At 72.4% G+C, this 15,239-nt stretch carries 11 protein-coding genes; 2 read left to right on the top strand and 9 right to left on the bottom strand.

The genetic code is table 11. From position 1 onward, the window contains the following. Positions 1-49: 49 nt before the first annotated feature. The 4 genes from ABH920_RS48115 to ABH920_RS48100 are packed head-to-tail and all read right to left on the bottom strand — an operon-like array spanning position 50 to position 4,135. Positions 50-1,090, bottom strand: coding sequence for an ABC transporter ATP-binding protein (locus tag ABH920_RS48115; protein ID WP_370356228.1), 1,041 nt, complete (start codon positions 1,088-1,090; stop codon positions 50-52). Beyond that, positions 1,087-1,965 carry an ABC transporter permease gene (locus ABH920_RS48110; protein ID WP_370356226.1) on the bottom strand — a complete coding sequence of 293 codons (879 nt, stop codon included), beginning with the start codon at positions 1,963-1,965 and terminating at the stop codon, positions 1,087-1,089. The genes ABH920_RS48115 and ABH920_RS48110 overlap by 4 nt, the downstream gene beginning before the upstream one ends. Beyond that, on the bottom strand, positions 1,962-2,963 hold the full coding sequence (locus ABH920_RS48105; RefSeq protein WP_370356224.1) for an ABC transporter permease: 1,002 nt from the start codon (positions 2,961-2,963) through the stop codon (positions 1,962-1,964). Before ABH920_RS48105 ends, ABH920_RS48110 begins: the two co-directional genes overlap by 4 nt. A 2-nt stretch (positions 2,964-2,965) precedes the next feature. Beyond that, positions 2,966-4,135 (bottom strand): ABC transporter substrate-binding protein, encoded by a 1,170-nt coding sequence (locus ABH920_RS48100; protein WP_370356222.1) that lies wholly within the window; start codon positions 4,133-4,135, stop codon positions 2,966-2,968. A 186-nt stretch (positions 4,136-4,321) separates the two neighbouring features. On the opposite strand from ABH920_RS48100, the gene ABH920_RS48095 reads away from it, so the two are divergent. Continuing rightward, on the top strand, positions 4,322-5,095 hold the full coding sequence (locus ABH920_RS48095) for a GntR family transcriptional regulator (RefSeq protein ID WP_370356220.1): 774 nt from the start codon (positions 4,322-4,324) through the stop codon (positions 5,093-5,095). A gap of 22 nt (positions 5,096-5,117) precedes the next feature. Here the strand turns inward: ABH920_RS48095 and ABH920_RS48090 are convergent, their stop codons facing one another. The 5 genes from ABH920_RS48090 to ABH920_RS48070 all read right to left on the bottom strand — a co-directional run bounded on the left by ABH920_RS48090 (position 5,118) and on the right by ABH920_RS48070 (position 14,492). After that, a complete protein-coding gene (locus ABH920_RS48090; RefSeq protein ID WP_370356218.1) occupies positions 5,118-5,804 on the bottom strand; it encodes a hypothetical protein in 687 nt (228 codons plus the stop codon). A 31-nt stretch (positions 5,805-5,835) separates the two neighbouring features. Then, entirely contained in the window at positions 5,836-6,303 is a 468-nt protein-coding gene (locus ABH920_RS48085; protein WP_370356216.1) for an ATP-binding protein, read from the bottom strand. A gap of 110 nt (positions 6,304-6,413) precedes the next feature. Then, the gene (locus tag ABH920_RS48080) at positions 6,414-8,780 is read right to left on the bottom strand and encodes a SpoIIE family protein phosphatase (protein WP_370356214.1); all 2,367 of its coding nucleotides are present in this window, start codon (positions 8,778-8,780) and stop codon (positions 6,414-6,416) included. A 207-nt stretch (positions 8,781-8,987) separates the two neighbouring features. Continuing rightward, the gene (locus ABH920_RS48075; protein ID WP_370356212.1) at positions 8,988-13,445 is read right to left on the bottom strand and encodes a HAMP domain-containing protein; all 4,458 of its coding nucleotides are present in this window, start codon (positions 13,443-13,445) and stop codon (positions 8,988-8,990) included. A gap of 345 nt (positions 13,446-13,790) precedes the next feature. Then, a complete protein-coding gene (locus tag ABH920_RS48070; protein ID WP_370356210.1) occupies positions 13,791-14,492 on the bottom strand; it encodes a hemerythrin domain-containing protein in 702 nt (233 codons plus the stop codon). A 189-nt stretch (positions 14,493-14,681) separates the two neighbouring features. Here ABH920_RS48070 and ABH920_RS48065 point away from each other — a divergent pair, with 189 nt between their 5' ends. Then, positions 14,682-14,981 (top strand): adhesin, encoded by a 300-nt coding sequence (locus ABH920_RS48065; RefSeq protein ID WP_370356208.1) that lies wholly within the window; start codon positions 14,682-14,684, stop codon positions 14,979-14,981. Positions 14,982-15,239: the final 258 nt, after the last annotated feature.

Genomic DNA, 15,239 nt, shown 5'->3' with positions numbered 1-15,239 from the left:
CTCCGTGAGAAACTTGCAAGCGTTTTGCGTGTCCCCCGTGAGAAGAGCCTCACACCACCATGACCGGCGCGTCCTCCAGCACCACCGCCGCCCGCCGCCCCGGCACCAGCTCGGCCGCCGCCGCGCTCGGCACGTCCGACAGCACCTCGGTGCCGTCCTCCAGCACCGCGGTGATCCGGGTGATCGGGCCCCGGAACCCGGCCTGGCGCACCGTCGCCGCGCCGTCCTCGGCCGGCTCGAACCGCACTGCCTCGGGCCGGATCAGCACCGCGACCTCCCCTCCGGAGCGCGATCCCGCCTCCCGGGCCACGAGGCGGCGGCCGGCCACCTCGACGGTCTGGCCGTCCGCGGACAGGGTGCCGGGCAGCCGGTTCATCGTGCCGATGAACTCCGCGACGAACGCGGTCGCCGGCTCGGCGTAGACCTCGGCGGGCGCCGCGCACTGCTCCAGGCGGCCGGCACGCATCACCGCGACCTGGTCAGCGACGCTCAGCGCCTCCTCCTGGTCGTGGGTGACGAACACGGTCGTGATGCCCAGGCGGGTCTGGAGCGAGCGGATCTCCTCGCGCAGCTGCACGCGGACCACGGCGTCCAGCGCGGACAGCGGCTCGTCCAGCAGCAGCACGCGCGGCTCGATCGCCAGCGCGCGGGCCAGGGCCACGCGCTGCTGCTGGCCGCCGGACATCTGGTGCGTGTACTTGTCCGCGTGCGCCGACAGGCCCACCAGCTCCAGCAGCTCGCCGGCCCGCTCACGGCGCTTGGCCGCGCCCCAGCCGCGCATGCGCAGGCCGAAGGCGACGTTGTCGCGGGCGTCCAGGTTCGGGAACAGGCTGTAGGACTGGAACACCATGCCCATGTCCCGCTTGTTCGCCGGGACCCGGGCCACGTCCTGGCCGCCGACCCGGACCTCGCCGCCGTCGCTGTGTTCCAGTCCTGCGATGATGCGCAGCGCCGTGGTCTTGCCGCAGCCCGAGGGGCCGAGCATGCAGGTCAGGGTTCCGGGCTCGACGGTCAGGTCCAGGCCGTCCAGGGCCGCGACGCCGCCGAAGGAACGGCTGAGTTTGACGAGTTCGACGGACGGGGCACTCACTTGCTTCTCCGCAACTTCGGGGACTTCTTCGTACGGCCGCGGCCCAGATGCGACACCAGCATCAGCAGCAGCCAGGACAGGAACAGGATCAGCATCGAGGCGGTGGTCGCGACCTCGCCGTCCTGCTGGCCGGCCTGGTCGGTCCAGACCGGGAACGTGTTGAGCAGCAACAGGTTCGCGATCGTGAACTCGCCCAGGGCCAGCGCCGCGCCGAGGATGCCGGCCGAGGCGATGGCGGTGCGGATGTTCGGCACCACGACCCGCCACAGCGTCGCCGGCCAGCTGGCGCCCAGGCTGCGCGCCGCCTCGACCATCGTGGTCAGCGGGATCGCCGACAGGCCGGCGTCCAGCGAGCGGTAGGTGAACGGCAGCGCGAGGATCACGTACTCCAGGATCAGGATCCAGGAGGAGCCGGTGATCGCCTGCGGCCAGGACTTGAAGGCCCCGAGGATGCCGTTGGCGATGACCACGGCCGGGATCGCCATCGGCAGCAGGCAGACGCCCTCCACGATGCGGCGCATGTGCGGCAGGCGCAGGTGCAGCCAGGCCATCGTCGGCACCATGAGCACCAGCAGGAGCAGCACCGTGCCGCCGGCGATCTTCAGCGAGGTCATCAGGTTGGTGGTGAAACCGTCCTGGTGGACCAGGCCGGTCCAGACCGACAGCGTGTGGCCCATGTTGCGGCGGCTGCCGCCGAGCGTGAAGTCGACCGCGGCGTACAGCGGGATGAAGAAGTAGGCCGCGAACACCAGCAGGAGCAGCGCCCGCCCGACCGGCGGCCGGCGACGCTGCGCCCGGCCGGGACGCGGCGTCGCAGGGCTCTGAACCGCAGGGGAATCCGGGTTCTCGGAATCTGCCCAGACGAGAGCGGTCACCGCAGCCACCTCGCAGTCCGGCGCTGGAGCAGGGTGTAGGCGACGACCACCAGGCCGACGACCACGATCATCCACAGGCCCAGCGCGTTGCCGATGTTGTCCTGGCCGGCCAGCACGTTGCCGGACATGACCGAACCGATCTGGATCGGCACCAGCGGCACACTGCCGGTGCTCAGCGCGTACGCGGTCGCGTAGGCCGCGAAAGCGTTGGCGAACAACAGAAGCAGCGCGCCGAGGAAGGGCGGCGCCAGCAACGGGCCGCCGACGCGGAGCCAGTACTGCCGGCGCGAGGCGCCCAGGTTGCGCGCGGCCTCTTCCCACTGCGGGCGCAGGCCGTCCAGGGCCGGGAAGATCACCAGCAGCATCAGCGGGATCTGGAAGTAGAGGTAGACCAGCACCAGGCCGGCCATGTTCCACAACACGAATCCGTGCTGGGTCAGGTTGTAGCCGGCGCTGTTCAGCCACTTGGTGACCAGGCCCTGCGGGCCGAGCGTGGCCAGGAACACGAAGGCCAACGGCAGGCCGCCGAAGTAGGCCAGCACGCCGGAGGCGGTGGTCACGGCACGGTGCACGAAGCCGTCGCGGCGCGCGCCGGAGACCGCTATCGCGAGCGCGAGCCCGAACACCGCGCCCAGGACGGCGCTGAGCACGGACAGCTCGATGCTGACGGTGAAGGCGTGCCGGTAGGGGTCCTTCAGCGTGGTGGTGACGTTCGACAGCGTCGGGTGGCCGGCGCCGTCCTTGAACGCGGCGGTGATCACCGCGTAGGCCGGGGCGCCGAGGAACACGGCCACGTAGGCGGCGAACGGCGCGAGGCCGAGCAGGTCGACGCGCCGGGTGCGGCGGGCGCGGCCGGCACGGCCGACACGGCTGGCACGGCCGAGGCCGAAGCCGAGGCGGCCGGCACGCGGGCCCGCGGGTCGGAGCGGGGACGCCGCAGCGGCCGGCGTGGGTTCCCCCACGCCGGCCGGGACGTCCGCCGGGGCGGATGCGGTCATCGTCAGCCGGTCGCCTTCGCCCAGCCGGCCACCACGAGCTTGGACGCGGCGGTCATCTGGTCCTGCGTGGCGAACTGCGGGGTGCCGGTGACGCCGGGCAGGGCGGCCAGCGCGGTGGCGTCGGCGGTGCCGGCCTTCTGCAGCGCCGGGAGCTCGGCCGGGCGGGCCATGCCCTTGAGCCACAGGTTCTGGCCCTCAGCGGAGTACAGGAACTCCTCCCACAGGCGAGCGGCGGCCGGGTGCGGCGCGGTGGCGCTGATCGCCTGGTTGTAGAAGCCGCCGAACAGACCGTCGGAGGGCACGACGACCTTCCAGTTGACGCCCTTGGCCTTCAGGTCGGACGCGGCCGAGGCCTGCAGGTAGTCCCAGTCGATGGTGATCGGCGTGGTGCCGGACTGGATGGTGGCCTCGGTCGCCTTGACCGGGACGTAGACGCCGTCCTTCTTCAGCTTGCCGAAGAAGTCGATGCCGGGCTGGACGTTGTCCAGGCTGCCGCCGTTGGCCAGGGAAGCGGCCAGGACGCCGGACAGCGCGGCGTTCGCCGTGGTCGGGTCGCCGTTGAGCCCCACCTGCGACTTGTACTGCGGGTCGTCCAGAGACTTCAGGCTGGTCGGCGGGTTCTTCACCTTGTCGGCGTCGTAGCCGATGGCGATGTAGCCTCCGTAGTCGTTGTACCACAGACCCTGGGAGTCCTTCTGCGCGTCAGCGATCTGCGACCAGGTGGCGACCTGGTAGGGCGCGAACTGGCCGGCGGCGGCACCGGCGGTGGCGGCGGCCTGGCCGACGTCCACGACGTCGGGGGCGCTGCTCTTGCCCTGCAGCTGCTTGATCGCGTTCAGCTCGTCCTGGCTGGAGCCGTCCGGGTTGGCATCGTTGATCTTGATGCCGTACTTGGCGGTGAAGGCGTCCATGATGGCGCCGTAGTTGGCCCAGGTCTTCGGCAGCGCTATGGCGTTCAGCGTGCCTTCCTTCTTCGCGGCAGCGACGAGGGCGTCCATGCCGCCCAGGTCGGCGGCGCTGGTGGCCTTGGCGGCGTCCTTGCCGCCGGCGGCCGCGCCCTGGCTGGTGCTGCCAGAGGTGCTGCTGGAGCTGCTCTTGCTCGACGAGCAAGCGGTCGCGCTAAGGGCGAGGACGACCGCGGTGGCGGCGATGCCCGTCAGACGTCGGTTCACAGTGTTCCTCCCGGACGGGGCGGCCAGGAGTCGGCCGCGATCACCCGCGGCAAGGACTATGCGGATGCCAGGTGGACGCAAACGCAGAACCAGGTGAACAAATCGAAGTTGTATGGCCAACACCTAGTTGTGTAGCCAACTATTAAGATCGTTGACACGACGACCCACGGAAGCGGGGGACTCCTGGTGACCCAGGAACCGAGATATCGGCAGATCGCCGAAGAGTTGCGGCACGCCATCACGGAGCACGCGTACGGCCCGGGCGGCAAGCTGCCCAGCGAGGGGGCGCTGGCCGAGCAGTACGAGGTCTCCCGCGGCACGATCCGCCAGGCGCTGATGCTGCTGCGCCAGGACGGCCTGGTGACCTCCCGGCGCGGGACCCGCCGGGTGGTGCTGGACGACGCGCCGGTGCAGGACTTCGCGCAGATGCAGAGCTTCGCCCGCTGGGCCCGCTCCATCGGCGAGTCGCCCGAGGGCCGGGTGATCCGCCAGGGCTGGCATCCGCCGGACGCCGACGAGCAGCGGCACCTGCGCTGCGAGCCGGACGCGCGGGTGCTGCGCGTCCTGCGTCTCAGGCTGCTGTCGGGCCAGCCGGCGATGCTGGAGCGCACGACGTACCCGGAGGCGGTGGGCCCGATCGTGGAGAACCTGGCGACGGACACCGTGTCGGTGACCGAGTTCCTGGAGCGCGCCGGCGTGTTCGTCGCAGACGCCGAACACACCATCGACCTGGCCCGCGCCGACCGCGAGGACGCCGCGCTACTGGGCTGCGCAGCCGGGGATCCGCTGCTGCGGGAGCGGCGGCGGTCGACGGACCCGGCGGGGGTGCCGCTGGAGTGGTCGGAGGACCGGTACGTGCCCGGGAGCGTGGCGTTCGTGGTGCACAACTCGCTGGCTTCGACGCCGATGACGCGGCATCACATGGTGCCGCAGGGCGGGAGTGTGCTGTGGTCGCGGTGAGCCGCCGGTAGCTGGTGCCGCCTCAGGCGGCCGCCACGACCTCGCAGGGCGACAGAGCCTTGACTTCCTTCCGGGTCATCAGCACCCGGACACCGTCCTCGCCGACGCCGCCGACCAGCTCCATCGGGATCGCGACGCGCTTGTGGCCGCGCAGCAGGCCCTCGTCGACCAGGATGTGGGTGACGGCGTCGCCGTCGGGGGCGACCACCACGCCGCGGACGTGGCCGATGACGCCGTCGCTGGCGTGCACGTGGTCGCCGGGGTAGATGCGGGACTCGCCGGCGGGGACGTGGTCGTCGTAGGACATGCGCGGCATCAGGACCGGTTCGGGGGCGGCCAGGCCGAGGTTCGGGGTGCTGGGGCCGAGGTCGAAGAACGGCCAGGCGGAGCTCTCCTCGTTCGGGTAGTGGCGCGGCGGGCGGGCCGGGTCCAGCGGGGTGATGTGCACGTCCACCGCCGGTTCCATGGCGTTGAAGTCGTCGAGCGTGCAGTGCAGGCGGACAGCCTCGCCCTCGCAGTGCGCGGAAGCGATCGGGACCAGGCGCGAGTCGATGCCGTGGTCCGGGGTGACGATCAGGTGCTCCAGGCGGCCGGTCGCGGAGTCCACGACGGCCGAGGCCAGGTAGCCGCACGGGCACTCGGTGCAGTAGACGCGGCTCCCGATCACGTACTTCCGTCCGATCACACGGGTCACGGTCGCGGTCGCCATGGCCGGCCTCCTCTCGGTGTCGTCCCCTCTTTCAGTCTGCGACATATTGCGGAAATTGCACCCGCTCAGCCGGTGCGGAGGCCCGGCGCTTCTCCAGGCTGACGCGTGCGGTGACGCCGTCCTGGGCCCAGGCCAGCGCGTCGACCAGCGCGGTCATCAGGTTCCAGCCGAGGCCGTCGGTGTCGGGGACGTCGAAGCCGCCGGCGGCCGGTGCGGAGACCGCCACCCGGAGCACCTCGCGTCCCGCGTCTCCGCGCACCTCGGCCCGGCACTCGATGACCCCGAGGCTGCCGACCAGCAGCGCGCAGGCCTCGTTCACGGCCAGCCGCAGGTCGGTGACCTGCTGGGGCGGGTAGCCGCAGCTCGCCGCGAGCTGCGCCACCGCAGACCGGATGATGACCACGTAGTCCTTGTGCGCCGGCACGGTCAGCACGACGGACGCACGCTGCGGCGTCCTGATCCGGCGGTTCGGCGGTGCGACTTCGACGAGCTGCGCCATTGCTCTCCCCTTCGACCCCCTCCGGTTGACCCGTCCTGTGCGGATCAAACGTTCGGACCCGGTGTGCTGGGCTGTTCGAAGCGGACGGCGCTGCTCGAAGCTGTTCGAAGCTATTCGAAGCGGACGGCGAGCACGCAGACGTCGTCGTCGGTGTCGGAGCGCGCGCCCTCCAGCAGCCGGTCGGCGTAGTGGTCCAGGTCGGCGTCCGGATACCGGGTCTGGTGCAGCAGGTGCGCGATGGTCTCGTCGTCGCCGACGCGGCGGCGCTCGACCAGGCCGTCGGTGTAGAGCAGCAGGACGTCGCCGCTGGCCACGTCGGCCTCGCAGTCCTCGTACACCGCGCGCGGATCGGCGCCGAGCATCGGGCCGACGGCGTCGTACAGCGGCACGGCGGCCCCGCCGCGGATCCGCAGCGGCGCCGGATGGCCGGCGTTGCCCCAGGTCAGGCGGCGGGTCGCGGGATCCCAGAGCAGCACGCAGGCGCTGGCGATGGTGAACTGCGGCATGGTCTCGACCAGCTCGTTGAGCAGCGTGAGCAGCCGGCCGGGGCGGGTCTCGGCGAGCGCCATGCCGCGCAGCCCGTGGTGCAGGTCGGCCATCGCCGAGGCGGCGGGCAGGCCGTGCCCGGCGACGTCGCCGATGGCGAGCAGCATCTTGTCGTCGCGCAGCGGGAACACCGAGTACCAGTCGCCGCCGACGCCGGCCGAGGCGCTGGCCGGGCGATAGCGTGCGGCGATCTTCACCCCGCTGCGCGGCGGCTGGTTGCGCGCGGCGCTCGGGACGACCGCCTGCTGAAGCGCCGAGGCGAGCTGGCGCTCGGCGTCGGCGCGGGAGCGCTGGGCCGCGAGCTGGACGCGGGCCACTTCCAGGCCGGTCTCGGCGCGGCGCCATTCGGTGACGTCCTGGACGACGCCGACGACGGTGGCGGGCTCGGCGTTGGCGGCGGCGGTGGCGTTGGCGGCGGCGGCACTGGCGCCGACGGCACTGGTGGCGCTGTCATCGGGATCGACACCCGGGCCTGCGCCCGCGGCCCCACCGACCGGCTCGGCGGTCACCCGGACCCGCGTCGGCTCACTGCCGTAGTGCAGGATCCGGAACTCGGCCTCGGCGGGCCGCCGCTCGACGGTCAGGGTCTTGACGAACCGGCGCTCGGCCTCGGCATCGTCGGGATGCACGGTGTAGGGCGGCCGATCGATCCCGGCCGAGTCCCCGAGCCCGGGCGCGTCGACGATCCGCAGCGCCTCGGCGGACCAGGCGACGCGGTCGCCGTCGACGTCCCAGCGCCAGATGCCGAAGCGCGCGAGCCGCTCCAGCACGCCGTCGGCCGCGCTCGGGTCCAGGGCGGGCTGATGGCAGACCACGACGACCGTGCCGAGGCCGACCCGGACCGCGGTGAGGGAATCCACACCGAGCGGCCCGGTCTGGACCGCCAGGCGGCACGGCGCACCGGTGCGGACCACAGCAGCCAGCTGCTCGGGAAGATCCGCGGCGGTGAGCCACGGCACGACGGCCGCGACGCTGCCGTCGGCCGGCCGAGGAGTCATGAGCTCGGCGGCGGACAGATTGCGCGCGATCACCCGGAACCGCGACACGACGACGGGTTCATCGGAGTCGCCCTGGAGGACCAGCGTCGGCTGCTCCATCAGGTCCACCAGGTCCTGCCAAGCAGAGTCGCCGGCGGTCACCCCCGCCGCCCCCTCCGGCCCCATCGTCCGCAGCAGCGAAGGCCCCACCGCGCCCACCACCGCCTCGACCTCGCGGCGGGCGCGGGCGTCGAGCGCGGCCTGCGGCTGCCAGGCCAGCTCCACCGCGCCGAGGAGGGCGCGGCCGAGGCGGACCGGGACGGCCACGCGGGTGCGGAGGCGGTCGGCGCCGGCCGGTTCGCCGAGCGGGGGCGGGGGGTCCTGGGTGGTGGCGTCGGTCCAGACCGGTTTGCCGGTACGGAGCGCTCGGTTGATCAGGCAGTCCACGGCCGGGGGGATGCGGCGCCAGCGGCGGATGCCGCGGGTCGGGAAGCCGTGCGCGCCGACGATCACGACGGCGCCGTCGTCGTCGAGCAGGCCGATCGCCGCGCTGGCGGGGTGGGAGAAACCCAGCGCCTCGGAGGCCAGGCCGCGGGCCAGGCTGTCGCCGTCGGCGGAGCGGTCCAGCCCGGCGATGCGCGGTTTGAGGCGCGGGACTTCGCGGCTGCGGCCGGGTTCGGCGGGCTGCCCCGAGGCCTCGGCCACCACATCGACCGCCACGTCGGCCAGTGGCCTGCGGGAGCGCTGGGCCACCGCCGACAGCTGCGCGACCGCCTCGGCCGAGCCGCACGCCGAGCGCGCCATCAGCACGCCGACCGCCTGGTCGACGATCGCGTCCCGCCGGTACCCGCGCTCCTCGTCCAGCTGCCGCCGGCGCTCCTCGGCGAAGCCCGAAGCCGCCGCGCGCAACCGGTCGCGCGCGGCGGGGTCGTTCGACGCAAAGTCCTGACTCATCCGCTCAGCCCTTTACGCTGCTTTCTTCGCCGTGGTGCCCATACGCCGTGATTGGACGGCTCCGCGTGCCCACCGGTTCCCGGCACGGCGTGCCATCTTCATAATCCCACGCGCCCGCGCCCGGTACCTGCGGAACCCGCCAGGTGGGAGCGGTCACACGGCCGGCCGGCGCCGGGGCGTGCCCCCGACGCACCGCCGCCGCCCCGCTCACCCCACCTGAATCAAGTCCTTGATCAGCCGCAGCAGCAGATCCATGTCCACCGGCTTGGTGACATGCTCGTTCGCCCCGGCCGCCAGGCTCTTCTCCCGGTCCCCCTTCATCGCCTTCGCGCTGACCGCGACAATCGGCAGGTCCCGGAACCCGTCCAGCGCCCGGATCCGCGCCGTCGTGGCGTACCCGTCCATCCCCGGCATCATGATGTCCATCAGCGCCAGCGCCACGTCCTCGTTCTGCTTCAGCAGCTCGATGCCCTCCCGGCCGTTGCCGGCGTAGACCACGGTCAGCCCCTGCAGCTCCAGCGCGCTGGTCAGCGCGAAGACGTTCCGGATGTCGTCGTCGATGACCAGCACCTTCTGCCCGTCGAAGCGCGGCAGCTCCCGCCCCGGACGCTCCGGCTCGGCGCCGGGCCCGGACATGCGCGGCGCGCCGGTCAGCACGTGCAGCGTCACCCGCTCGGCGACCTGCGGCACCGAGTGCGCGACCTCCCAGCGCGCGGCGTCGCGGACCGAGCGGCGCAGCGCCTCGGCGGCGCCGTCGTCGGCCACCGACTCGTACAGCATCACCGGGGTGCTGGAGGCGCCGGCCGAGACCGCGTCCAGTACCGCGCGCACCTCGTCCTCCGGGCAGCCGACGTCCACCACCGCGCACACCGGACGCGCCCCGCCGGCCAGCACGCCGTTCAGGTCGGCCGCCGTCGTCAGCCGGGTCACCGCGACCCGGCCCTTTATGCCGGTCAGCTCGTCCAGCACCGACTCGACCGCGTCGGCCAGGGTGGAGGTCCCGGCCGGCTCCATGACCAGCACCGCGGCCGGCGCCTGGGTGTCGCCGGAGCCGTCAGCGGCTGGCCGGTCGGCGCCGGACGGTTCCACCTTGGCGTCCGCGGCGGGCGGCTCGATCGGCAGCTGCAGGGTGAAGGTGCTCCCCCGCCCCGGCGCGCTGGAGACCCGCAGCTCGGCCCCGAGCAGCCGGGTCAGCTCCCGGCTGATCGACAGGCCCAGGCCGGTGCCTCCGTACTGGCGGCTGGTGGTGCCGTCGGCCTGCTGGAAGGCCTCGAAGATGAGCTCCAGCTTGTCCTCGGCGATCCCGATCCCGGTGTCCACGACCGCGAAGGCCACCGCCGGCTCGCCGTGCGCGCCGCGCGCCGCCGTGACCCGCAGCGTCACCTCGCCGGTGTCGGTGAACTTCACCGCGTTGGACAGCAGGTTGCGCAGGATCTGCTGCACCCGCTGGCTGTCGGCGGTGACGGTGGCCGGCGCGCCGCCGGTGACGTCGACCCGCAGCCGCAGCCCCTTCTCCGCGGCCAGCGGCTGGAACGTCGTGGCCAGCCCCTCGGCCAGGTCGGCGATCGGCCAGGACTCGTTCTGCACCTCCATCCGGCCGGCCTCGATCTTGGACAGGTCCAGGATGTCGTTGATCAGCTCCAGCAGGTCCGAGCCGGCCGAGTGGATGGTCTGCGCGAAGTCCACCTGGCGCGGGGTCAGGTTGGTCTCGACGTTGTCGGCCAGCAGCCGGGCCAGGATCAGCATGCTGTTCAGCGGGGTGCGCAGCTCGTGCGACATGTTCGCCATGAACTCGGACTTGACCTTGGACGCCAGGGCGAGCTGCTGCGCGCGGTCCTCCAGGGTGAGCCGCGCCTGCTCGATCTCGGTGTTCTTGATCTCGATGTCCTTGTTCTGCCGCGCCAGCTGCGCCGCCTTGTCCTCCAGCTCGTTGTTCGACTCCTGCAGGTCGCTCTGCCGCTTCTGGAGCTCGGTGGTCAGGCGCTGGGACTCGCGCAGCAGCGCGTCGGTGCGGACGTTGGTGGTGATGGTGTTGACCGCGGTACCGATCGTCTCCTTGAGCGTCTCCAGGAAGTCGCGGTGGGTCTGGGTGAACTCGTTGACCGAGGCCAGCTCGATCACGCCGAGCGTCTGCCGCTCGAAGAGCACCGGCAGCACGATGACGTTGGTGGCGTCGGTCTGCCCGAGCCCGGAGCGGATCGGCACGTACCCGGCCGGCGCGCCGGTCAGCGCGACCGTCTTCTTGCTCACCGCGACCTGCCCGACCAGCCCCTGGCCGGGGGCGAAGACCGGGCCGTCGCCGGGGGCCGCGGCGTAGCCGAACCCGGCGATCATCCGCAGCCGGACGTCCGCGGCCTCGTCGGCGAAGCCCAGCGGCCCGTCCTCGGACTCGGCCAGGAAGAACGCGGCGCTGTGCGCGGAGACCAGCGGCGCCAGCTCCTCCAGCACCATCGCCGCGACGCTGGCCAGGTCGCGCCGGCCGGGCAGCAGGCCGGCGATGCGCGCCAGGTTGGTGTTCAGCCAGTCCTGCTCCTGGTTGGCGTTGGTGGTGGTGCGCAGGTTGGCGATCATCTGGTTGATGTTGTCCTTGAGGTCGGCGACCTCCCCGGAGGCGTCGACCGTGATCGCCCGGGTCAGGTCGCCCTCGGTCACCGCGGTGGCGACCTCGGCGATCGCGCGGACCTGCGTGGTCAGGTTCGAGGCCAGCTGGTTCACCGACTCGGTGAGGCGCTGCCAGGTGCCGGAGACGTCCTCGACGGTGGCCTGGCCGCCGAGCTTGCCCTCGGTGCCGACCTCGCGGGCCACCCGCGTGACCTCGGAGGCGAACGCCGAGAGCCGTTCGACCATGGTGTTCAGCGTGGTCTTCAGCTCCAGGATCTCGCCGCGGGCGTCGACGTCGATCCGGCGGGTCAGGTCGCCGTTGGCGACCGCGGTGGTCACCTGCGCGATGTTGCGCACCTGGTTGGTCAGGTTGTCGGCCATCACGTTCACCCGGTCGGTGAGCTCCTTCCAGGTGCCGGCCACACCGGGCACCCGCGCCTGGCCGCCGAGCATGCCCTCGGTGCCGACCTCGCGGGCCACGCGCGTCACCTCGTCGGCGAACGCCGACAGCGTGTCGACCATGCCGTTGAAGGTCTCGGCCAGCGCCGCGACCTCGCCCTTGGCCTCCACGGTGATCTTCTTCGTCAGGTCGCCGGAGGCCACCGCCGTGGCCACCCGCGCGATGCTGCGCACCTGGCCGGTCAGGTTGTTGGCCATGACGTTGACGTTGTCGGTCAGGTCCTTCCAGGTGCCCGAGGCGCCGCGCACGCGCGCCTGGCCGCCCAGGTTGCCCTCGGTGCCGACCTCGCGCGCCACCCGGGTCACCTCGTCGGCGAAGCCCGAAAGCTGGTCGACCATCGTGTTGATGGTGGTCTTCAGCTCCAGGATCTCGCCGCGGGCATCGACGTCGATCTTCTTGCCCAGGTCGCCCTGCGCGACCGCGGTGGTCACCTGCGCGATATTGCGGACCTGGTTGGTGAGGTTGTTCGCCATCGAGTTCACCGCGTCGGTGAGGTCGCGCCACAGACCGGCGACGCCGGGCACCTCGGCCTGGCCGCCCAGCCGGCCCTCGGTGCCCACCTCGCGCGCCACCCGGATGACCTCGGAGGCGAACCCGGACAGCTGCTCGACCATGGTGTTCAGGGTGTCCTTGAGCTCCAGGATCTCGCCGCGCACGTCCACGTCGATGGTCTGGGTCAGGTCGCCGGAGGCCACGGCCGTGGCCACCCGCGCGATACTTCGCACCTGGGTGGTCAGGTTGCCGGCCATCAGGTTCACCGAATCGGTGAGGTCCTTCCAGGTGCCGGCCACGCCGGGCACCCGGGCCTGGCCGCCCAGGATGCCGTCGCTGCCGACCTCGCGCGCCACCCGGGTCACCTCGTCGGCGAAACCCGAGAGCTGGTTGACCATCGTGTTCAGGGTGGTCTTCAGCTCCAGCAGCTCGCCGCGCACGTCCACGGTGATCTGCCGGGTCAGGTCGCCGCGCGCGACCGCGGTCGCGACCTGCGCGATGTCGCGGACCTGGCCGGTCAGGTTGCCGGCCATCAGGTTCACCGAGTCGGTCAGGTCCTTCCAGGTGCCGGCGGCCCCCGGCACCTCGGCCTGCCCGCCCAGGCGGCCGTCGCTGCCGATCTCGCCGGCCACCCGGGTGACCTCCGAGGCCAGGGTGCGCAGCGTCAGGCGCATGTCGTCCAGGGTCCGACCGACGTCGGCCAGGTCGCCGCGGCCATCCACGACGACCTGCTGCGACAGGTCGCCCTGCGCGATCGCGGCCAGCACCCGGCCGGTGTCCAGCAGCGGCCGGGCCAGATCGTCCAGCAGCACGTTGACGGTCTCGCGCTGCCGCTCCCAGTCGCCCGCCCCGGCGCCCGGAGCCAGCCGCTGCCCCAGCGCGCCGTCCCGGCCCACCGCCGCGCCGACCCGCTCCAGCTCGGCCAGGTAGCCCTGGTTCGCCTCGGCGATGTCGTTGCACAGCACGCAGATCTCGGCCACCACGTCGTCCCCGCTGACGACGATGCGCCGCCGGAAGTCGCCGTCGCGCACGGCGCGCAGCGCGCCGAGGATCCGCTCCAGGCGCGGGTCGGTGGAGGCCGGCCGGTCCAACCGGGGCTCAGGGGATTCCATGCAGTCCGCCGTTCGTGTACGGGGCGCGGGCCACGCCCGATGCCCCCATCCTCTACCAGTGCCGCGACCTCGCGGAAGCCGGAAGGTCGCGGCGGATTCAGTGCTGTCTGGTGGCTGTGTGGTGCGCGGGACCGGCGCGCTCCCGGGGGTGCGCGCGGCGCCGTTCGCGCACGTTGTCGGTGGTCGTCAGGCCAGGTCGCCGCACCGCCCGATGGGGCAGCGGACCGCGCTGCCGATCTCGTGCTTCGCGAAGGCGTTCATCGCTACCTCCTTCCGCCCCTGGTTGTCTGCTCCGGCCCGGGTCCGGCGCGCCCCTGCCCTGCTCAGGCCGTGGTCAGGCCGCGCTCAGGCCTCGGAGAGCACCGATCGGACCCAGTCGACGACGCTGCCCGCCGGCGCGGGCTGGGCCTGGGCCGGGATCGGGGCGGCCGCGCCGGAGCCGCCGGAGCCGTCGGAGCCGGCCGACTCGGCCGATACCGCTGAGTCGGCCGGCTCCGACGGCGCCGCCGCCGCAGCCAGCTCGGCCGACGCCGACGCCGAGCCCGGCGCCGCCACCGGCCAGATCCCGGTCCCGCCGCCGGGCGCGCTCCCGGTCACGGCCCGGCGCCGGGCCGCCGTCAGCTGCTCGCCGACCGCCAAGAGCTCGCCCGGGTCGCATTCGCGGCCCAGTTCGACGAAGGTGATCTGCTCCTCATGGTCGATGTGCCCGTGCACGGCCGCCAGCAACTGCGCCAGCAGCGGCTCGAAGCGCGCGTCGGAGGGATCCTTGGCCTCCAGGTCCCGCACCATGTGCTCGACCGTCAGGTGCTCGGCGGTGTGCTCGTCGGCCAGGGCGTCGCCGTCCGCCAACACGCGCCGGGTCAGCGGCAGCAGGTAGCGCTGCGCGGCCTGGGTGTGCCAGGCCAACTCCAGGGCGAGGGCGTCGACCAGGGACTTGCGCGTCACGTCCGGTCCGCCGCCGACCTCCAGCCGCCCCACGAGGCCCTCGACCGTCCGGTGGTCGCCGGACAGAACGTCGATCACGTCGCGGCGGTCGGTCGCGCTCATCCGGCAGCTCCTCGGTGCGGGCCGACCTCGCCGGTCAGCGTCGATACCTTGTGACCGTTCGGGCCGGACGTAAACGCACCCGATCGGGTGATGGTGAACACCGCGCGCGCGACACCTGATGTTTAGGACTCCAGGACTGGGTTAACGGCGTCGGGTACCCAATCCGACGATCAGCACCGGGAGGAAGTCTTGCTGACTCTCACCGACCGGGCCGCCGAGGCCGTCCACAACCTGACCAACCAGTCCGACCTGCCCGACGAGAGCGCCGGGCTGCGCATCGTCTCGCACGGCGCGGCCCAGAACAGCGGGCAGGGTCAACTCTCTTTGTCCCTCACCCAGGGCCCGCACGCCGGAGACGCCGTCGTGGAGACCGGGACCGCCCGGGTCTTCCTCGAGGCCGAGGCCGCACAGGCCCTGAACGACCAGCAACTCGACGCGACCGTCGCCGACGACGGCGGCGTGCGCTTCCTGCTCGCACCTCAGCAGTAGCAGGAGTACCGCCGGCCCGGCTTTCGTGTGTTCCGAACCCTCGGGGAAAACGGCGTTCCTGGTTGATGTGTGGGTGTAGGTGGTTGGGGTGTGGTGAGTGCGGTTTGTTTTTGGGGCTTTAAGAGCTTTTTACGGCTTCGCTCGGGTTTAAGAAGGATCCGCTGGGTGGCGCAGTTCGGTGGCGTGCCTGGGGACGCGCTGGCGGCCGGCGGTGTTCGTGGACACGACCGCGCGCGGGGCCACGGACAACCGCCGGCC

The sequence above is a fragment of the Catenulispora sp. EB89 genome (assembly GCF_041261445.1).
In the GTDB taxonomy this organism is placed as follows: Bacteria; Actinomycetota; Actinomycetes; order Streptomycetales; family Catenulisporaceae; genus Catenulispora.
Note: the sequence above shows the minus strand (reverse complement) of the source record. Positions and strands in the feature narration are given on the sequence as shown.